We start from the raw sequence: 19,616 nt of genomic DNA, 5'->3' as shown, positions 1-19,616 counted from the left end.
TTGGAACTCCGCTCATTGTAGGTATAGACAACTCAGGAATACCAAATGGGGACAGTCTGTGATTTTTTTTTTTACAAATCAGGAGTTAATGATAAAAACCAAGTAAATAACAAGTCCTAATTTTAGTTTCAAGTGTTTCATTGCCCTTTTAAGCTGGGTATTTACCGTTGATTCAGCCACACCTAAGTGTTCAGCTATATCTTTTGCAGACATATATTGCTTGCTTCGCAACTCATAAACCTTTCGCATTCCTGGTGGCATTGCGGCTATTTCCTTTTCTATCATCGCCGTAATATCCTTCTCTCTTATCAGAAAATCAGTTTCCTCACTATCAACATCTATGTAATGATTTCCTTCATCAGCGTATCTGCGTAAAACATCTCTATGTTTAAAAACGTTAAAAATTTTATTAAGAACAGATTTATAGAGATAACCAGAAAGGGTGGTTTTCAGATCGAGCGTTTCACGATTGTTTAACATCCATGCAAAAACATCCTGCACTATATCTCTGGATTCTTCTTTATTACCAAGTTTGTGATAGGCATAGAGATAAAGTGGCTTATCATGCCTCAGGTAGATTTCCCTAAACGCGGCATCATCTCCTGACTTAAATAGCCGGATCAATTCACCTTCGTTATATTTGGTATAGTCTAACATATTAACAACTTCTCTAAAGTTAACTATTATCTGAATACTCAAAATCAGAAAATATCCCCGTATTGAGAAAATTACAATGAGTCAATAAGAGAGGGTTCAGCTGCTAATGGTTTTAGGGCCTTGCTAGGGTTCCCCTAGGGTCTCGGGGGGTCAATTACCCGGACAATACCCCAGTAAGGGCTTTTCAAAGCTCCGCCACACTTGCAGCAAGTTTGAGGCTGTTTTAACACTGTTTTTATTTGGTGCGACCGCTAGATATTAATTTTAAACCAAATTTTATTTGGAATTGCGATTTCAATCTATATATTTGCATCTCCTCAGGATGCTAGTCATTGTTGATAAGGAACTTAAATAATATTATGAACACTATTTTGAACCATCATTTACATTTGCACCATCGCCAATTGGCGATGTATATGTAATGTTTTGTACTTCAAAACTTGTTTCCGACCTTATTTTCTTGTTCAATTCAATAATAATCAAAAGCACATTTGAAAACACTTAAAATCGCTATCCAGAAATCGGGTAGATTAAACGAAAAATCAGTAGAAATCCTTAAAAATTGTGGTCTCTCTTTCGAAAACTACAAAAGCTCATTAATTTCAACCGTCACAAACTTCCCACTGGAAATCCTTTTCTTAAGAGATGATGATATTCCGGAATATGTACAGGATGGAATTGCCGATCTGGGTATAGTTGGCGAAAACGTAATTGTAGAGTCGGGCTCTGAAGTTACTTATCTTCAAAAATTAGGCTTCGGTAAGTGCACCCTTAAAATCGCGATCCCTAACGAAAGTCACATTACAGAAATTGCACAATTGGAAGGAAAAGCCATCGCAACGTCTTACCCTGTAATCCTTGAAAAATACCTTAAAGACAATCATGTAAATGCTGAGGTTCGTACCATATCAGGATCTGTAGAAATTGGTCCGGGTTTGGGATTAAGCGACGCAATTTGCGACATCGTTTCAACTGGCGGAACATTGAAAAGTAATGGCTTGAAACCATTCTCAGAAGTGATGAAATCTGAAGCTGTTTTGATTGGAAAAGAAGGCTCAGAATTACTACCAGAAGTTCAGGAATTGCTGCAAAGGATTCGTTCGGTACTGCGCGCAAAAGAGACCAAGTATGTTGTGCTGAATGTGGCTAAATCTAACCTTAAAAAAGTTGTGGATCTTTTGCCTGGTGTAAAAAGCCCTACTGTAGTTCCATTGTTCGATGAGGACTGGGTTGCTGTACATTCGGTTATCGCAGAACACGATTTCTGGGAAAAGATCAATAGCCTTAAAGCAGCCGGCGCACAAGGAATTGTTGTTATGCCTATTGAAAAAATCATTGCTTAATTATAAGATTACAATAGAAAAACGCTTATTTTATCATTAACTAATAGTTAAACTTAAAATATAACAACTTGAAAATCTACAGTTATAAAGATTTATCTAAACAAGAGATTGAATCTATCTGTTTAAGACAGCTGGAAGACGACACTACAATACAAGACCGTGTAAAAGGGATAGTTGGTGCTGTGAAAACTGATGGGGACAAAGCCTTGTTTAGCTTTGCCAAACAGTTTGACCAGGTTGAATTAACACAGCTGTTCATCGGCAAAAAAGAGATTGCAGAGATTGCTGCATCAATTCCTGCAGATGCAAAAGCGGCTATCGACACGGCCTACCAAAACATCCGAACCTTCCATGCGGCTCAGGCCAATAAAGAAGAAAAGATAGAGACAATGCCAGGTGTAACCTGCTGGCGAGAAACAAGAGCTATTGACCGTGTAGGCCTTTACATCCCTGGTGGATCTGCTGTTTTGCCTAGTACTTTTTTGATGCTTGGGATACCGGCTATACTTGCAGGATGCAAAGAGATCGTCGTATGTTCTCCCCCTCAAAAAGATGGAAAAACAAATTGCTACCTGGCCTATTGCGCTTTGAAATTGGAGATTGAAAAGATCTATCTTGTTGGCGGCGCACAGGCAGTTGCTGCAATGGCTTACGGAACAGAAAGCGTACCTAAGGTATATAAGATCTTTGGTCCGGGTAACCGTTATGTAACGCAGGCGAAACAGTTGATTCAGTCGACAACCATGACTGCGATTGATATGCCGGCTGGTCCTTCAGAGGTTTTAGTGCTTGCTGATGAGACTGCCAATCCGTCATACGTTGCTTCCGACCTACTTGCACAGGCGGAGCATGGAGCTGATAGTCAGACCATACTGGTATCTACCTCAAACGAAATCATAACTAAAACACTTGAACAAGTTGAAATTCAACTAAAAGAACTTCCACGAAAAGACGTAACCGCCCTTGCAATAGCAAATTCGTACGCCGTACTGGTAAAAGATCTGGAACAAGGCATGGAATTTAGTAACACCTATGCTCCGGAACACCTGATCCTTTCTACAGATCATTTTGAGTCAGTTATACCGCTGATAGCTAACGCAGGATCTGTATTTTTGGGTAATTTAACCCCGGAAAGCGCTGGAGATTATGCTTCGGGCACGAACCACACTTTGCCTACAAGCGGCTTTGCAAAAGCTTATTCCGGTGTTTCACTTGATTCGTTTGTCAAGAAGATTACCTTCCAGCACATCAGCCCCAAGGGTTTAGAAAATATTGGTAACACTGTTGAGGTGCTTGCAGAGGCAGAAGGCTTAAGGGCGCATAAGAATGCGGTGAGTATTAGATTAAAGAACAATTGAAATTAGGTTAAGCATTACGTCATCCTGAATTTATTTCAGGATCCCGCATTGGAAGGGTCTTCCTTTCTAATCCGGGATACCGGCCTTCGCCGGCATGACGGCCGCTTTAAAAAAAGCAAAATGGATATTAATAAATTACAAAGAGAAAACATTAAAAACCTTCGCCCCTATTCTACGGCAAGGGATGAATATAAAGGGCAGGCCAGCATATTTTTGGATGCCAATGAGAACAGCTATGGCTCTCCACTAGATCAGAATTACAACCGCTACCCTGATCCTTTACAGCTTGATCTTAAAGATGCGATCAGCAAAATCAAAGGAGTTCCAATCGAAAATACCTTTCTTGGAAACGGAAGCGACGAAGCGATAGATCTTCTTTTCAGAGCTTTTTGTGAGCCGGGAATTGATAACATCATCATCCTTCCTCCTACCTATGGCATGTATGAAGTTTCGGCAAATATCAACAATATTGAAATACGTAAAGTCGATTTACTACCTAGCTTTCAGCTGGATCTTGAAGGCATTGCAGAGGCTATTGATGAGCACACTAAACTGATCTTTATCTGTTCGCCAAACAATCCCACCGGAAACTCAATTATCCGTACAGACATTGAAACCGTACTGGCTAATTTCAATGGCCTGGTGGTGATAGATGAGGCATACATTAACTACGCAAAACAGCGCACATTTATTAAAGAATTAACGGAGTATCCAAATCTTGTGGTATTACAAACGTTCTCTAAAGCCTGGGGGCTGGCAGCACTGCGTTTGGGTATGGCTTTTGCCGCCCGTCCGGTTATAGATGTGCTGAACAAAGTTAAACCTCCGTATAATATCAACCAAGCTACTCAGGATATCGCCTTGAAAGCTTTAGAGAATATAGAACAGGTAAATGACTGGATTAAAATTACTGTTGAAGAAAGAGATAAATTAAGTACAGATCTGGCTGCATTGGCCATGGTTAGAAAGGTATATCCATCTGATGCTAATTTTATACTAATACAGGTTGATGATGCGTTAAATACATACAACGCCCTGGTAGACCAAGGTATCATCATCAGAGACCGATCTAAAGTATCATTGTGCGAAGGATGCCTGCGCATCACTATTGGAACCACCCAAGAAAACGAAATCCTCTTAAAAGCCCTAAAAACACTGTAATGAAGAAAGTATTATTTATAGACCGTGATGGTACACTCATTAAAGAGCCCGCGGATGAGCAGATTGATTCATTTGCCAAATTAGAATTTTACCCAAAAGCACTATACTATCTTTCAAAAATTGCAGCCGAGCTGGATTATGAACTTGTAATGGTTACTAATCAGGATGGTTTAGGCACGGATTCTCACCCTGAGGAACACTTCTGGCCGGTCCATAATTTCATTATGGATACTTTTGCCGGTGAAGGCGTAGAATTTAGTGAGGTAATTATCGACAAAACCTTTGCCCATCAGAATGCAATAACGCGCAAACCCAATACAGGTTTACTGCAACACTATTTTACTGATGCTTACGATCTGGACAATTCATTTGTAGTTGGCGATCGTATAAACGACGTTATCCTGGCTAAAAACCTTGGTGCAAAAGCCATATGGCTCTGCAATAATGATCAGCTTGGCGCGAATGAAAAGCTTGAAAAAGCGGAGCATTTAACTGAATATATTGCTTTAAGAACCCAAAATTGGGTGGATATCTATACCATGCTTAAAGCCGGAACAAGAACAATTACTCATGAACGCAATACCAATGAAACCAAGATTAGCATTAGCATTGATCTGGATGGAACAGGTAAAGCTGATATCGACACAGGGTTAAATTTCTTTAACCATATGCTTGACCAGATTGCGCGTCACGGAAGTATTGATTTACGCATCAAGACCAACGGCGATTTGCACATAGATGAACACCATACTATTGAGGATACCGGTATTGCACTTGGAGAGGCTTTTGCCAAGGCTATAGGAAATAAACTTGGCCTGGAACGTTATGGTTTCTGCTTGCCTATGGACGATTGTTTAGCTCAGGCAGCAATAGACTTTGGCGGGCGTAACTGGATTGTTTGGGAAGCAGATTTTAAACGTGAAATGGTTGGCGATATGCCTACCGAAATGTTTTATCACTTTTTTAAATCATTCAGCGATGCAGCAAAATGCAACCTGAACATTAAAGCTGAAGGCGAAAACGAGCATCATAAAATTGAGGCTATATTTAAAGCATTTGCAAAGGCAATTAAAATGGCCATTAAACGTGATGCTGAAAAGCTGGTTTTACCCAGTACTAAAGGAGTATTGTAATAGAAAGCCGTCATCTCTCCTAAGTCGAGATGAGGGAACGAGAAATAAAAAGATAATAATGATTGGAATAGTAAACTACGGCGCTGGCAACATCTTTTCCCTTACTTCTGCATTGGAAAGGTTAGCCATACCCTTCGGAATGGTAAACACAGAAGCTGATCTGGACAAATACACCCACATCATTATTCCAGGTGTAGGACATGCAGGAGCTGCAATGAGTAAACTGGAACAAACAGGACTAGTTGAGCCAATAAAAGCATTAAAAAAACCAGTGCTAGGCATCTGTGTTGGTATGCAATTACTTACCGAACATTCGGAAGAAGGAAATGCCAGTATGATGAACATCGTACCTGTTAAAACAAAACTATTCGATAAGGATCAAGGGATTAAAATCCCGCACATGGGTTGGAATAATATAGATCATAAAAACAATTCTTTGTTTGAAGGTGTTGAAAATCTGACACAATTTTACTTTGTGCATTCGTACTTTATTGAATATAACCCTACTTTTGATATCGCGACTGCAAATTATGGCAAACCATTTTCCGCAGCAGTGCAAAAGGATAATTTCTATGGCGTACAATTTCATCCAGAGAAATCTGGTATCGCCGGAGAACGTTTATTAAAGAATTTTTCAAACTTAAAACAGTAAAATGTACATAATTCCCGCAATTGATATTCTAGATGGTAAGGTTGTTCGCCTTAGAGAAGGTGATTATAACCAAAAGACAGTATATGATGTTTCCATCGCTGAAATGATAGACACTTACCGGTCTAATGGTACAGAATTCATACATATTATTGACTTAAATGGAGCAAAAGGAGATTTCAGTAATCAGGCAGCGCTTTTTGACATCATCAGAAAAACCGACATGCGTGTTCAGTATGGAGGTGGCATACGCACCATTAAGCAAGTTACGGATTTGCTTGATGCAGGTATTCATCGTGTTATTGTTGGTACACAAGCCATTACCAATCCTGATTTCTTAAAAGACCTTAGCACTGAAGTAGGCAAAAAATATGACTATGCCAACCGTATTGTGATTGCTATCGACGTTTTAGACGAAGTAATTAAATATTCAGGTTGGATGGAAAGTTCACCAATTAAGCTAATGGATTATGTTGACAAGTGCTTACAACTTGGATTTTTCAGATTCCTGTGCACAGATATTAACAAAGACGGCAAACTAGGTGGTGCAGCCGTAGATTTGTATAAAAAACTATTGGAGCACTCTCCGTTTATTAAACTGATTGCATCTGGTGGTATCAGTTCAATGGCCGATATTGAAGAACTGGCAAACCTGGATATCCGTTCAGTAGTTGTTGGCAAGGCCATATATGAAAACAGGATTTCTATTGATGAAATTAAGCAATGGAATTTGAAGCAAATGACTTCTCTTTAATCGATGTTAAGCAAACGTATTATTCCATGCCTGGATGTTAAGGATGGGCGCACGGTTAAAGGTGTAAATTTTGTTGACCTGAAAGATGCCGGGGATCCGGTTGAACTTGCCTGGCAATATGCACAGCAAGGAGCTGATGAACTGGTATTTTTAGACATTACCGCTACACATGAAAGACGTGGTACCACGATAGAAATGGTGAAGTCGGTGGCCCGTCAGCTGAATATCCCCTTTACCATAGGTGGGGGCATTACTACCATTGCCGACGCTGAAGCGCTGCTGAATTCAGGTGCGGACAAGATCAGTATCAATTCTGCTGCAGTCAGAAACCCTTCGTTAATTGAAGATCTGGCTAAAGCATTTGGTGTTCAGTTTGTGGTGGTGGCTGTTGATACCAAGTTGGTAGATGGTAAAAATATGGTTCACCTTAATGGCGGGCGATTGATTACTGAACTGGAAACAGAAGACTGGATTCTTAAGGCTGAAAGCTTAGGGGCAGGAGAAATTCTATTGACTTCAATGGATCACGACGGCACTAAAAACGGCTTTGATTGCTTATTACTGGATAAAATAGCGCGGTCTATCAACATCCCTGTAATTGCCTCTGGTGGTGCAGGTAAGGTTGAACATTTTACAGAGGTATTTTTAGAAACAGGTGTTGACGCTGCTTTGGCAGCCTCGGTTTTTCACTTTGGTGAGATTCCTATCCCCTATTTAAAAAACGAATTAAAAAAACACAATATACCGGTAAGGTTATAGCAAAATCTTGTAACTAAAGCGGCCATCATGCTGAATTTATTTCAGGATCCCGTAAGAGAAAGATAAATAACCTAGCCGGGATGCTGAAATAAATTCAGCATGATGAGATCGCATAAAGAGTTAAAAACGATATGAACATAGATTTTGAAAAAACACAGGGTTTGGTACCTGTAATTATACAGGATGTACATACCCTGGAAGTTTTAATGCTGGGTTACATGAACCAGGAAGCATGGGACAAAACGCTTGCAGAAGGGAAAGTTACTTTCTTTTCGCGCAGTAAAAACAGGCTATGGACTAAAGGCGAGGAAAGCGGAAACTTTCTTTTTGTAAAGGAAACCCATATAGATTGTGATAACGATACAATCCTTATAAAAGCTACGCCAGTTGGCCCTACTTGTCATACAGGTTCCCGCAGCTGCTTTAAAACTGATTACAACCAGAACTTTATCTTTGAATTGGAGCAGATCATTGCCGATCGTTATGAGAACCCGTCTGAGGAATCTTATGTAAATAAGCTTCGCGCAAAAGGTCTTAATAAGATTGCACAAAAAGTAGGTGAAGAGGGTGTTGAAACTGTTATCGCTGCTTTGGCCGAAACTGATGTTGATTTTGTTAACGAAAGCTCCGACCTGATCTTCCACCTATTGGTTTTACTTAGAGAAAAGGGTAAAACCCTTGCGGATATTGGCTTAAACCTTAAAGGCAGACACAGTAAATAATGTTAAAGCATTTACATACACTTAGCGGTCACCAAAACCCAATTTATGCGCTTGCAAGTCCTGCGGTAAAAAAAGATGTCTTTTTTAGCGCAGGCAATGATAAAGGCGTTGTGGAATGGTCATTAAAAACAATGACGTTCGTTAAAGTTCTGGTGCCCGTACAAAGTTCCGTGTATGCTTTACATAGTTATAAAGATTTACTCTTTATCGCACAAAGGAGTGGGCTAATTGTTGTATTTGACATAAAACTGGAGAAAACAATTGCTACTTTAAGTCATCACCAAAAAGGAGTGTTTGATCTAAAGACCATTGCTTATAAAAACGAACTTTTAAGTACCGGGGAAGATGGAACAGTAGCTGTATGGTCACTCAGTGATTTCTCCTTACTTTATAATTTCCCTGTTTTACAGAATACAGTTCGTACCATTGCGGTAAGCAATTCAGAAGAAGAAGTTGCTTTTGGATGTAAGGATGGAATTATCAGAGTTTATAATTCTTTGGATTATAGCTTAAAGATCGAGTTGAGCAGTCATAAACTCCCAATTACTGCATTACAGTATGCTCCGGATGGAGCATCATTGATTTCGGGTGGCCGGGATGCACAGTTAAAGGTATGGAACTTACCAGACTATGAATTGGTAAATAACATAGCCGCACATATGTTCAGTGTTTACACTATCGCCTTCCACCCTACTCAGCCTTATTTTGCGACCTGCAGTCAGGACAAAAGCATTAAGCTATGGGGAACCAATGATTTTAAACTATATAAGATCCTTAGCTTAGAAAAAAATACTGAGGGTCACTTTCACTCTATCAACAAACTCATCTGGAGTTCAGATGGTAAATACCTGATCTCTACAGGCGACGACAGACAGGTAATGGTTTGGGAGTTTAATTCTTAAAGTATACTATTTTTTTAAGGAAAGTTTGTTTAAATTGGAGGCTACTAAGTATAAGTTATGGCCAAAGAACATCTATATCAAACGAGTTTAACATGGACGGGTAATAAAGGTTCAGGAACAATGGACTACCGGTCTTACGAAAGAAGTTATATCATATCAATAGACCATAAAGCAGACATCCAGGGATCATCAGATTCGGCATTTTTAGGGGATAAAACTAAACACAATCCAGAAGATTTGTTGGTTTCATCATTATCATCATGTCATATGCTTTGGTTTTTACACCTATGCTCTCAAAACGAGATCATCGTATTGGATTATACCGACAACGCAGTAGGAAAAATGGCCGAAGAACCTAGTGGAAGCGGTCATTTCACTGAAGTTATTTTAAATCCCGTGGTAGTAATTAACAATGAAGACCACGTAGAAAAAGCGAATTCATTACACGAACAGGCAAACAAGATGTGCTTTATTGCTAATTCATGCAATTTCCCTGTTACGCATAGCCCTAAATGCATCGTAGAAAAGGGTTAAATTCATCAAAATTTTAACTTAGAATCATTAAGTTAATCGCTTAATGATTCTAAGCTTATGAGAATATCTTCCTAATTCAGCATTATAAATACCCTGATTATCCATTGGATCTATCCTGACTTTTCCGGAAGCATGAATAATATCGGTTGCATTTAGCATAATACCAACATGAATAATGCGACCTTCTTCATTGTCAAAAAAAGCGACATCCCCTGGTTTTACTTCAGGTAAAAAATCAACTGTGGTGCCTTGTTCCGCCTGTTGCCAGGCATCTCTGTTTAGTTGTATTCCGTTCAGTTTAAAAACGATCTGCACAAATCCTGAACAATCCATTCCAAACAAATTCTTGCCACCCCATAAATAAGGAACATTTTGAAAGAAAAGTGCTGTATTTATAACATCGACTTGTTCAGAAGGAGAAACTAGTCTTGGACTAAACAAAACCTGATACTTTTCACCCCCTATACTGCAATAGCCATTATTAAACAAAGGAAGATTGCTTCCTGGAGAGATATAATATTTACTACCCTGCTCATCTGTTATTACATTACCTATTTCGGCCGGAGCCAGGTATTTGCAACTATGGTTACTTACGAACTCTTCTAAAGGTATTTCTGTTAACTGCTTAAAGTCTATCCATCCTTCATATCCATCATAGGCATTACGTACTTGCCACCACTTTTCATTTCGTTGAAGGATCTCCACATGATCTCCAAAAAGCAATTGGGATGCAATTTCGGCTCTGTCTGATGGTTCAGATCTTAAGGGTGCTACTGCCACCCTACATATTCCATAGTATTGTTCCATAGCATAAAATCNWYGGWANRARYGTMRWSTTTTGCACAGTTATTTTGTTATTTTTATAGTATAAACCTTAATCTATAAGACGATGAACCTCAAAAAAATTTTAATTGCTGTTGACAATAGCACCTGTTCAGAAAAAGCAGCAAAAGTTGGTTATGAAGTAGCGAAGACATTTGGCGCAGAGGTTGCACTTGTCAATATTATAGAACCCGTGCCTGCAAACATCAGCCCTGATTTAACACTAGCACCTGTTTTTTTGGAAACTTACGACAACAGTGAAGAAAACAGCCACTTATTACTAAAAGAAATTGAAACTAAATTTAGTCACGGCATAACTACCACATATTTAAGTGTGGTTGATAGCGCTGCACACGGTATTATACAGCAATCTGATGAGTACGGCTCTGATCTTATTGTAATTGGAACTTACGGCCGCACAGGTCTGTATCACTTTTTAATGGGAAGTGTTGCTGAACATGTAGCAAGAAAATCAGCATGTCCGGTTTTAATTGTCCCAAACAAGTATGAAGAAAAAGCTTAAATAAAAAAGGACACCCTTTGGGTGTCCTGTATAAATTTGATTATAAAAGCTAAAACTAATTCTCTTGGTGTAACCAAGCTTTTTTAGCCAATAATTCCTCCTCTGTTTCGCGAACATCCTCGTCATCAACGCAACAATCTACCGGACAAACCGCAGCACACTGAGGTTCATCATGAAAGCCTTTACATTCTGTACACTTATCTGAAACAATATAATAGACCTCATCAGAGGCTGCATCCTGTGCAGCTTCAGCGTCTATTTGTTTGTCGCCAAAGTCGATAATACCATTTAAATTAGTACCATCAGAAAATCTCCAGGCAGTGCCTGCATCGTAAATTGCATTATTTGGGCATTCAGGCTCACATGCTCCGCAGTTAATACATTCGTCTGTTATTTTAATAGCCATGTCTTCGTGTAAATCTATTGCTAAGGGTTACCTTTGCATTGCAAATATAACACTTAAACTTTAAAATTGTTGGAAATATGCCAATCCTTACTGCGGAAAAACTAATTATTGCTTTAAAAAAACTTAGTGACTATATAGCCAATCCCGATCAGGGATTCAAAAACCTGATTTTAACGGCTCAAAACAGCAATGCCTGGTTTACTATAGATGAGGTAGAAAGATCATTAAATGCCCTGCATAAAATGCTTAACCAACAAGATCTGGAGACCTGGTTCAAAAATATTACGATTAATGAACATCCTAAAAAAGTTGGGTTAATATTGGCTGGAAATATCCCTCTTGTAGGTTTTCATGATGTATTATCTGTTTTGGCAACCGGAAACATAGCGCTTATTAAGCTATCATCATCTGATGACAAATTGCTGCCTGCCCTACTCACTCAGCTAATTGTTATTGAGCCGCAACTGGCAGATCATATTGTCTATGTTGAGCGTTTGAAAGATTTTGATGCGGTGATTGCTACAGGTAGTAATAATACCTCGAGATATTTTGATTTTTATTTTGGTAAGGTCCCAAACATCATTCGAAAAAACAGAAATAGTGTTGCGGTATTAAACGGACAAGAGAATCCTTCCGAAATTGCCTCGCTTGGTCATGATATATTTGATTATTTTGGCTTAGGTTGCAGAAATGTTTCTAAACTATTTATCCCGGAGGATTACAATATCAAACATTTTTTTGAGCCGATAGAGCACTTCAAAGAAATTATTAATCATTTCAAATACAACAACAACTACGATTATAACAAATCTATTTACCTGGTAAATATGGCTGAGCATTATGATAACGGTTTCTTATTGCTAAAAGAAGATTCAGGAATGTCATCGCCATTAGCTGTATTGTATTATGAGCGATATAAAAACATCGATGATGTAGCAACTAAGCTAAAGGCTGAAGAAGAAAACATTCAATGTGTGATAAGTAATATTCCTTTTGAACTAAAAACCAGCGTACTAGGATTTGGAGAAAGTCAGGTTCCAAAACTATGGGATTATGCGGATAATGTGGATACCATAGCATTCCTTAAAACGATATAAAAAAAGCCGGCATATTTGAACCTAATTAAATAGGTTAAATATGCCGGCTTTTGACACCAAATACAGGTCAGTTATTTATGTATAACCCCATTTAATTTAATGGTGATCAAATAAGTACCGAGTTGTTTAATCTGGAAGCCAAATCTTGGATTGATACTAAATGTTGTTCCAGGAGGATGATTTGCCGGGAATGTAGTTAACGACGCAAACTTACTTGGTATTCTGTAGTACATTAGAAAATCTCCATATCCGCTAATTCTCTTTATCGGGAAAGGTGTAATCTCAAAATTACAAACCATCGAAGTATCTGTATACGTTACAGGGTTAAATTTCGCATAGGATTCAAAGGTAGGCCTATCTCCTCTTTTGATGATCTCTCCTGTCTTAGGGTTAAATGGAACGCCATTTTGATCCACAATCTTTACAATTGCATTTGTACCCTCGTCACTAATTTTTTCAATGATCATTTCTGGATTAGCAGACAATGCGCCATTGTCAGTCGCAACTCCATTATCATTAAACCAGCTTGCTGCTATTGCATAAGGCTTAAACAACTCCGGATCTCTAAAATGAATTTCGCCAATGTTTTTAAACACCTTTGTTCCACTCTCATTACTCACTTCCACGTCAAATTCATATTCAGATCTTGCTGGCAAAAATGCCGTTCCCGCATTAAAGAGAAATTGTCCGCTAGGCAAAAACTCAAAGGGAGGCAGCATTTTTTTCTCTCTTTTTGCATTTACCTGGGCAATGGTAGTATCTACATCCGGATCAATTGGTTGTTTGTAAACATAAACCTCATGTTCTGCATAAAATTCTTCAGCCTTTTGGCTTGTGCCCTTTTTTCTTACTTCAAGCAGTTTAACTAAAACAGGAAGTGTTGAGCCATCTAAATTTAATGAGCTTGTTACCACTTTTACATTACCCTGTTCAATAGAGAAGGGGCTGTCTTTATAATACATTGTTTCTCCAATAAAACCTACAGGGATCTTTTTACACCCCACCCAGGCTAAACTTGCGCATACAATTAGTATTAGTGCATATCTTATAATTTTCATTTCTTTCAATTTAATTGAGTAAAAGATTTACCAGTAAAATTTGTGTGTATTATTTAATACATGGAGCACCCCATTGGTAGTTAAAATCCCTGAGGTCTGAACCAGCTCTATTATATCCCTGTCCTCATCCAGATAATCATCAGGAATTGGATTTGGATCCAGGCCATTTCTGATTTTAGTCAGAAAAAGATACTGTGGTTTAGTGGTCACAAGCCCAGTATAGCTATCAACTTGTTTTAATAAAATAGAGAAATCCTCACCAGACAGGCTCTTGAAAACTTTATTTTCTAAAGAAAGCTGCTCGCGATTAATCTTACCGGCAAAAAGGTGAKMTYTTWMTGAMTNMWMTYARWWMTGGNMSWGGMAAACTATCCAATGTATACTTGATATTCTCATCCTGATATTTCTGTTGAATAATCAGTGTCCTTCTTTCCAAAAGAGACTTAATTGAATAATCTGTAGGAGCAAAAAAGGTATTATTTCCGTTGATTTCATCTTTCAATCCTGCTTTATCAATAAGGACTACCAGCGTGTCAAATAGAGGCCTGGTTTTAAGAAAATCATAAGTTGTCATATTTACATGTGGATCATGTAAATCGCCCCCAATGATATAATCATTCTTTTTACAGGCAGTAAATGCTAAGCAAAAAGAGAATAGAGTTAAAATGTATGATAATTTAATTTTCATGATATTTAATTTAAGTGTCCCGGTTATCTTAATTTTCCGATCCAGTATTTATTTTGTGTCAGTACTTTATTATCAACAAACAATCCTCTGTTAATAGGCCATTTCCAACCTTCCTCATCATATCTTGATTGAGGGAAACGATCAGCCCCAAGATAATCTACAACCATTTTGTTACGCACCATATCATACCAGGTATGACCTTCACAAAATAATTCGCGAAAAGTTTCATCAAAGATTTCATACCTAAGGTCATCCCCACTTCCAGCATAATTGTCAAGATTAGATCTTCTTTTGACTGCATTTAAGTCAGTAAGCGCCTCTCCGCTCTTATTAAGCAAAGCATTGCACTCTGCTCTCAACAATAACATTTCTGCCAATCGGAAAACACTGATATTACAATCTATTACCGCACCTGTTTGAGCATTTGGATCTTTAAAAACCAGATTTTGTTTATTTTTACCGACATATTTCGTGAGGATCATATCCTCAGGTTTTGTTCTATCGAAATAGTAATTATACCTTGCATCAGCAGGATCAGCAAAAATGGCATCAACCATATCCTTATCAAAAATTGTAGACCTTACTTTATTTGGAACATAGGGAATACCTAGAGTATACAAATAAAAACCGCCGTCTACCTGGTATTCACCTTGTGAAAAGCTGGTACTGATCTCAAATATGCCTTCTGATGATTTCCCTTTAAATAGTTTAGCAAAACTTGAAGCAGGCTCTAACTGATATTTCCCAGATGTTGTTATTGAATCAATAGCAGCAACCGCATTATTCAATAAAGTCTGGTCCGTTTCTTTAGTTACAAAATATTTCCATCTGTTTAAATGTGCTAACAGTGCAAAGGCAGCCCCTTTATCAGCTCTTACAATTTCTTCATTACTGGTTTTCCAGGCTAGAAGCTTTGCAGCTTTATTCATATCTACAACACAAGAATCTAAAACTGTAGCTTCAGCAGTACGTCCAATGTTTTTAGAAGATACCGGATCTGGATCGTACTGAAGCACCAAAGGCAAATCTCCCCATATACGAACCATGTAAAAATAGGTATAGGCACGAATAAAATAGGCCTCCCCAATAATCTTCCTTTTATCAGCAGGGGTCTTAAATACATTATCCGGCATTTTGCCTACTTTTTCGATTACGGTATTTGCTTGTGTTATTGTTTTATAAAAGGGAGTCCAGGTTTGGAAATCATCCAGATAATCACCTCTAAAATCATTCACATTTAGTCCTGTACCATAATACTCATCGCCTCTAACAAGGAAGTTTAAGGCATAATCTCCTCCTTGATTAAAAACTCCGGCAGTAAAATCGCCAAAAACAAAATTCGACATACCGCTACCGCCAAGAGTAAGTGACTTACGCAATAGAGAGTAAGCTCCCATTAAACCAGAAGTTGCATCATCCTGAGTTTTCCAATACACTCCTTCGTATACCGAACCCTCTGGCTTTAAGTCTAATAATTTTTTGCAGGAAAATAGTCCTGTGCAAAGCATCCCTCCCAAAAGAAAAATACTTAATGCTTTATATTTTGATAAAATCATGATCTATGTTCTAATTATTGATTATTTATTTAAAGCAACTTAAAAAGATGCCTGAATACCAAAAGTGAATTTTCTAGGTACCGGATAACTATCTCCTGTGTATATTCCAAGCTCATTCACTGCTTCAACATCTGGTAATGTTGATTTCTGGAAAGAGTAAACATTATCTATGATGGTATAAACCTGTAAGCGTTTCATTTTTAATTTCTCTAACCACTTGGTCGGAACATTATAAGCTAAATTGATGTATTTAATTTTCGCATAAGATCCATCTTCCATATAGGCCGAAGAGAAATTATTAAATTGATAATAATAATCGCCATAAGGATTTAAGTCGGCGTAGGTAGCCTTATCTCCCGGTTTACGCCATATAGGCAATTTGTCAAGATTGATAAGCCCTGTATTTGGGAAGCTTCCCAGTTGTTTGTATTGATCCAGTAAACTTGAGATATAAGTGTTATACACCTCTCTGCCTAGTAGGAACGTTGTAAAAACTTCAAGAGAGAAATTTTTATAAGTAAAGGTATTACTTAAACCACCTGTAACTCTTGGATTCGGATTACCAACCCTTACTTTATCAAAATGGTCCCATACATCATAGTCAAAGTTTTGATCTATCCATCTGTATGAGCCAGGTTTTGCAGTCTGTGATCCATTCCAATAAGTAATCAGATCACCGGTACGCGGATCAAAAGGGATTTCATTTTTATCTGTATATACCCCGGCCGATTTAACCAGGAAATATTCATAAATAGGACGTCCTTTAGTAAGTATAAAAGTAGTACCAGTATTACCATCGGTAACCATAATGTCTCTATTACCATTAGGCAACGACATGATTTGATTTTTGTTGAATGACATTACCAATCTTGGATTCCATTGAAATTTGCTCTCAGGGTTAAAGACTCTTCCGGTAACATTTAAATCGACACCCAGATTCCTAACATCAACCGCATTGGTTCTAACTTTATCATATCCACTGGTAACCGGCATGATTAAATCGAAAATAAGATCTGAAGTACCGCGATTGTAAGCGTCAACTGATAAATTCAGTCTACTTTTAAAGAATTCTGCATCAATACCAATATTTGATTGGATTGACCTTTCCCATGTTAAATTATCTTGTGTAATTGATCCTGGATTATAAGTAACGGAATTTACACCATTATAGGTGTTTGTGGCTGCGGAGCCTTGATACCCGGCCCCACCATTTCCGGTAATGTATGAGTTAAATGGCGCATAGTAATCGGCAGGTAAGTTACCCGAAACGCCGTAACTACCTCTTATTTTCAATAATGATACCCAATTCTCTGCCGATTTCATAAATGGCTCGTCAGATATTACCCAACCTGCCGAAACAGAAGGAAAGTGAGCCCATCTGTAATTTTTACCAAAGCGAGATGAGGCATCGGCACGGAAACTAACTGAGAAAAGATATTTATCTTTATAATCATAGCTTGCTCTTCCAAAGAAAGACAGCATACCCGAAGCTTCACGCTTGGATCCTGTTATCATATTACCATACGGATCGCTGAATACATACTCATTGATGCCTTGGACCGTAGAAATTACATTATTACCTTTTCCAATCCCTCCGATTCCTGTATATTCTCGTGTCAGGTAGTTTATGGTATTTCCACCAAGTACTGTAATATGGTGATCCGAATTTACAGAAGTAGTGTACGAAAGAAGGTTATCTATATTAAAGTTATCAAAATTCGATTTCGATGATTGAGCATAGAAATTACCATCTGCATCCAAAATACTTGGCCTGAAGATATCTCTGCCTCCCCTACTTGATTGTAATGACCCTTGTGTTTGGAAATGAAACTTTTTACTGATATCGTAATTAAGTGTTATACTGGAAGTAATATCATCATTGATATTCTTATCCTTCACCTGATCAAGCACACCTGTAAAGTTTTGCATATCCACATCACTTATATATAATAGTGAAGTTGGGAATGTTCCTGCATTTATTGGAAGTGGGTTTTCCCAAGGTGCTTGTCCACGTCCCCTGGCACGATCTCCTCTGGACAATCTAAATAAGGCATCAAGTTTAAGACGCTCTGAAAGCTTAACTCCCATTGATCCCGACATGGTATAACGCTTAAACCCTGTTCCTTTGATAATACCACCCTCGTTGTAATAGTTACCACTAAAGCGATAATTCATAGTCTCTGAACCACCAGAAGCAGAAGCATCATAATTTTGAATGATACCTGTGCGATAAAATATTCCCTGCCAATCGTTCGCATTATTAAATGCAGGATTTAAACTATCTGTTAGTATCATTGGGTATAAAGCCTGCTGCGCATGGCTGGCATACTTGTTCAAATAATCCATTTTGTACCTACGTTCCTGAGCACCTGTGATATACTCCTGCATCTCACCTTGTTTGGAAACACCGGTATATGCACTTACATTAATTTCAGGTTTACCAGACTTACCACGCTTAGTTTTAACAACCACTACTCCGTTTGCACCTCTTGATCCATAAATTGATGCGGCTGCCGCATCTTTCAAAACATCAATGGATTCTATATCATTGGGATTTATTCCCGCAATAAAATTAGTTCCTGTCAAATCTCCAAATGAAGTAACATCCTCACTCGAAATAGGAATTCCATCTATCACAAATAACGGGCTGCTTAACGCACGTGCTGCATTTACCGCTCTTCCGATCGACGAATTACCACGTACAACAAATGTTGGTGTACCACCAGGCTCACCAGAGAAAGCCTGAACATTTAGGCCCGCCACCCTACCTTGCAATAGTTTATCAAATGTTGGGGATGGTAAATTTTCTATATCCTTTGCCTTGACAGTAGATACTGCCGCGGTACTTTTTTTCCTTGATACTTCCTGGTACCCGATAACTACTACATCCTTAAGTGCATTTGCTGAAGGGGTCAATTGAACATTGACTTCACTTTGCCCGCCAATGTTTACATCCTTGGCATTATATCCTATATATGAAAAATGAAGCACACCTTCGGCAGGTGCGTCAATTGTAAATTTTCCATTTCCATCTGTACTAACCCCTTTCGAGGTCCCTTTTAATGTAACAGATACTCCTGGAAGAGGACCACCGTCATCTGATCCTTTAACTGTTCCGCTAATCTTTTTTTGTGCGAATGCAATTACAGAAAACAGCAGCAACAGGCAGGTAAAGAGTTGCTTCTTGTAAAAATTATTCATAAACATTTTTTTAGTTTAAAATCAAATAGTTGAATTCAATGAAGAGCGGTTTTCTTTCAATCTGTTAAGTGGCTAGACTATTCCTGGATAGCCATATTCACCAATTGTAATTAGGTGACTTGATTTTTCATGGTTTGGTTAGTTGTTTAGTTTAAGTCAGTTTGTTAATACAATTAAGGCATAGGAATTCCCCGGCTATATTTATTGTAAATAGCTAATTGAGGTTTGCCTAATTCCCTCGTTTAAAATTATATGTGGTTATTTGTTGTTCTGGTTTGATGCCCTAAATCAAA

Annotated in this window: 19 protein-coding genes; 12 read left to right on the top strand and 7 right to left on the bottom strand. The window is 38.2% G+C overall.

What is annotated here, in order from left to right:
* Positions 1-78 precede the first annotated feature (78 nt).
* Entirely contained in the window at positions 79-699 is a 621-nt protein-coding gene (locus tag N824_RS06410; protein WP_235207009.1) for an RNA polymerase sigma factor, read from the bottom strand.
* Between the two features lie 449 nt (positions 700-1,148).
* Here N824_RS06410 and hisG point away from each other — a divergent pair, with 449 nt between their 5' ends.
* The 10 genes from hisG to N824_RS06360 all read left to right on the top strand — a co-directional run bounded on the left by hisG (position 1,149) and on the right by N824_RS06360 (position 9,972).
* A complete protein-coding gene (hisG, locus tag N824_RS06405; RefSeq protein WP_048904310.1) occupies positions 1,149-2,000 on the top strand; it encodes an ATP phosphoribosyltransferase in 852 nt (283 codons plus the stop codon).
* Positions 2,001-2,068: 68 nt separating this feature from the next.
* The gene (hisD, locus tag N824_RS06400) at positions 2,069-3,358 is read left to right on the top strand and encodes a histidinol dehydrogenase (RefSeq protein WP_048904309.1); all 1,290 of its coding nucleotides are present in this window, start codon (positions 2,069-2,071) and stop codon (positions 3,356-3,358) included.
* 120 nt (positions 3,359-3,478) lie between these two features.
* Complete coding sequence (hisC, locus tag N824_RS06395) at positions 3,479-4,519, top strand: histidinol-phosphate transaminase (RefSeq protein ID WP_048904709.1); 1,041 nt, start codon at positions 3,479-3,481, stop codon at positions 4,517-4,519.
* Complete coding sequence (gene hisB, locus N824_RS06390) at positions 4,519-5,652, top strand: bifunctional histidinol-phosphatase/imidazoleglycerol-phosphate dehydratase HisB (RefSeq protein WP_048904308.1); 1,134 nt, start codon at positions 4,519-4,521, stop codon at positions 5,650-5,652. Before hisC ends, hisB begins: the two co-directional genes overlap by 1 nt.
* A 58-nt stretch (positions 5,653-5,710) precedes the next feature.
* A complete protein-coding gene (hisH, locus tag N824_RS06385; RefSeq protein WP_048904708.1) occupies positions 5,711-6,304 on the top strand; it encodes an imidazole glycerol phosphate synthase subunit HisH in 594 nt (197 codons plus the stop codon).
* A gap of 1 nt (position 6,305) precedes the next feature.
* A complete protein-coding gene (gene hisA / locus N824_RS06380) occupies positions 6,306-7,055 on the top strand; it encodes a 1-(5-phosphoribosyl)-5-[(5-phosphoribosylamino)methylideneamino]imidazole-4-carboxamide isomerase (RefSeq protein ID WP_048904307.1) in 750 nt (249 codons plus the stop codon).
* A gap of 3 nt (positions 7,056-7,058) precedes the next feature.
* Positions 7,059-7,814 (top strand): imidazole glycerol phosphate synthase subunit HisF, encoded by a 756-nt coding sequence (gene hisF, locus N824_RS06375; protein ID WP_048904306.1) that lies wholly within the window; start codon positions 7,059-7,061, stop codon positions 7,812-7,814.
* Positions 7,815-7,945: 131 nt separating this feature from the next.
* Positions 7,946-8,536 carry a bifunctional phosphoribosyl-AMP cyclohydrolase/phosphoribosyl-ATP diphosphatase HisIE gene (gene hisIE, locus N824_RS06370; protein WP_048904305.1) on the top strand — a complete coding sequence of 197 codons (591 nt, stop codon included), beginning with the start codon at positions 7,946-7,948 and terminating at the stop codon, positions 8,534-8,536.
* Positions 8,536-9,438, top strand: coding sequence for a WD40 repeat domain-containing protein (locus N824_RS06365; RefSeq protein ID WP_048904304.1), 903 nt, complete (start codon positions 8,536-8,538; stop codon positions 9,436-9,438). Before hisIE ends, N824_RS06365 begins: the two co-directional genes overlap by 1 nt.
* A 57-nt stretch (positions 9,439-9,495) precedes the next feature.
* Positions 9,496-9,972: an OsmC family protein gene (locus tag N824_RS06360; RefSeq protein ID WP_048904303.1), complete on the top strand. Its 477-nt coding sequence runs from the start codon at positions 9,496-9,498 to the stop codon at positions 9,970-9,972.
* Between the two features lie 27 nt (positions 9,973-9,999).
* Here N824_RS06360 and N824_RS06355 read toward each other — a convergent pair whose 3' ends face one another.
* Positions 10,000-10,779: a C40 family peptidase gene (locus N824_RS06355; protein ID WP_048904302.1), complete on the bottom strand. Its 780-nt coding sequence runs from the start codon at positions 10,777-10,779 to the stop codon at positions 10,000-10,002.
* Positions 10,780-10,861: 82 nt separating this feature from the next.
* Between N824_RS06355 and N824_RS06350 the strand changes: the two genes are divergently transcribed.
* The gene (locus N824_RS06350; RefSeq protein ID WP_048904301.1) at positions 10,862-11,317 is read left to right on the top strand and encodes a universal stress protein; all 456 of its coding nucleotides are present in this window, start codon (positions 10,862-10,864) and stop codon (positions 11,315-11,317) included.
* Between the two features lie 55 nt (positions 11,318-11,372).
* On the opposite strand, the gene N824_RS06345 is transcribed toward N824_RS06350, so the two are convergent.
* Positions 11,373-11,723: a 4Fe-4S dicluster domain-containing protein gene (locus tag N824_RS06345; RefSeq protein WP_048904300.1), complete on the bottom strand. Its 351-nt coding sequence runs from the start codon at positions 11,721-11,723 to the stop codon at positions 11,373-11,375.
* 77 nt (positions 11,724-11,800) lie between these two features.
* Between N824_RS06345 and N824_RS06340 the strand changes: the two genes are divergently transcribed.
* Entirely contained in the window at positions 11,801-12,820 is a 1,020-nt protein-coding gene (locus N824_RS06340) for an acyl-CoA reductase (protein ID WP_048904299.1), read from the top strand.
* Positions 12,821-12,891: 71 nt separating this feature from the next.
* Here the strand turns inward: N824_RS06340 and N824_RS06335 are convergent, their stop codons facing one another.
* From N824_RS06335 to N824_RS06315, 4 genes are all read right to left on the bottom strand, one after another.
* The gene (locus tag N824_RS06335; protein ID WP_048904298.1) at positions 12,892-13,878 is read right to left on the bottom strand and encodes a DUF5007 domain-containing protein; all 987 of its coding nucleotides are present in this window, start codon (positions 13,876-13,878) and stop codon (positions 12,892-12,894) included.
* Between the two features lie 27 nt (positions 13,879-13,905).
* Positions 13,906-14,088: a hypothetical protein gene (locus tag N824_RS06330; protein ID WP_048904297.1), complete on the bottom strand. Its 183-nt coding sequence runs from the start codon at positions 14,086-14,088 to the stop codon at positions 13,906-13,908.
* A gap of 501 nt (positions 14,089-14,589) precedes the next feature.
* Positions 14,590-16,122, bottom strand: a complete 1,533-nt coding sequence (locus tag N824_RS06320; RefSeq protein ID WP_048904295.1) for a RagB/SusD family nutrient uptake outer membrane protein — start codon at positions 16,120-16,122, stop codon at positions 14,590-14,592.
* A gap of 39 nt (positions 16,123-16,161) precedes the next feature.
* Positions 16,162-19,323 (bottom strand): SusC/RagA family TonB-linked outer membrane protein, encoded by a 3,162-nt coding sequence (locus N824_RS06315; RefSeq protein WP_048904294.1) that lies wholly within the window; start codon positions 19,321-19,323, stop codon positions 16,162-16,164.
* Positions 19,324-19,616 lie beyond the last annotated feature (293 nt).

Source organism: Pedobacter sp. V48, assembly GCF_000523515.1.
Taxonomy (GTDB): domain Bacteria; phylum Bacteroidota; class Bacteroidia; order Sphingobacteriales; family Sphingobacteriaceae; genus Pedobacter.
The sequence above is the reverse complement of the archived record's forward strand: the minus strand, read 5'-3'. Positions and strand labels throughout refer to the sequence as shown.

Excerpts from the sequence above, each read along its gene's own strand:
- hisH (WP_048904708.1), top strand. The coding sequence starts at position 5,711 with ATGATTGGAATAGTAAACTACGGCGCTGGCAACATCTTTTCCCTTACT.
- N824_RS06345 (WP_048904300.1), bottom strand. The coding sequence starts at position 11,723 with ATGGCTATTAAAATAACAGACGAATGTATTAACTGCGGAGCATGTGAG.
- hisC (WP_048904709.1), top strand. The coding sequence starts at position 3,479 with ATGGATATTAATAAATTACAAAGAGAAAACATTAAAAACCTTCGCCCC.
- N824_RS06355 (WP_048904302.1), bottom strand. The coding sequence starts at position 10,779 with ATGGAACAATACTATGGAATATGTAGGGTGGCAGTAGCACCCTTAAGA.
- N824_RS06335 (WP_048904298.1), bottom strand. The coding sequence starts at position 13,878 with ATGAAAATTATAAGATATGCACTAATACTAATTGTATGCGCAAGTTTA.
- N824_RS06320 (WP_048904295.1), bottom strand. The coding sequence starts at position 16,122 with ATGATTTTATCAAAATATAAAGCATTAAGTATTTTTCTTTTGGGAGGG.
- N824_RS06360 (WP_048904303.1), top strand. The coding sequence starts at position 9,496 with ATGGCCAAAGAACATCTATATCAAACGAGTTTAACATGGACGGGTAAT.
- hisIE (WP_048904305.1), top strand. The coding sequence starts at position 7,946 with ATGAACATAGATTTTGAAAAAACACAGGGTTTGGTACCTGTAATTATA.
- hisB (WP_048904308.1), top strand. The coding sequence starts at position 4,519 with ATGAAGAAAGTATTATTTATAGACCGTGATGGTACACTCATTAAAGAG.
- N824_RS06340 (WP_048904299.1), top strand. The coding sequence starts at position 11,801 with ATGCCAATCCTTACTGCGGAAAAACTAATTATTGCTTTAAAAAAACTT.
- N824_RS06350 (WP_048904301.1), top strand. The coding sequence starts at position 10,862 with ATGAACCTCAAAAAAATTTTAATTGCTGTTGACAATAGCACCTGTTCA.
- hisF (WP_048904306.1), top strand. The coding sequence starts at position 7,059 with ATGTTAAGCAAACGTATTATTCCATGCCTGGATGTTAAGGATGGGCGC.
- N824_RS06365 (WP_048904304.1), top strand. The coding sequence starts at position 8,536 with ATGTTAAAGCATTTACATACACTTAGCGGTCACCAAAACCCAATTTAT.
- hisA (WP_048904307.1), top strand. The coding sequence starts at position 6,306 with ATGTACATAATTCCCGCAATTGATATTCTAGATGGTAAGGTTGTTCGC.
- N824_RS06315 (WP_048904294.1), bottom strand. The coding sequence starts at position 19,323 with ATGAATAATTTTTACAAGAAGCAACTCTTTACCTGCCTGTTGCTGCTG.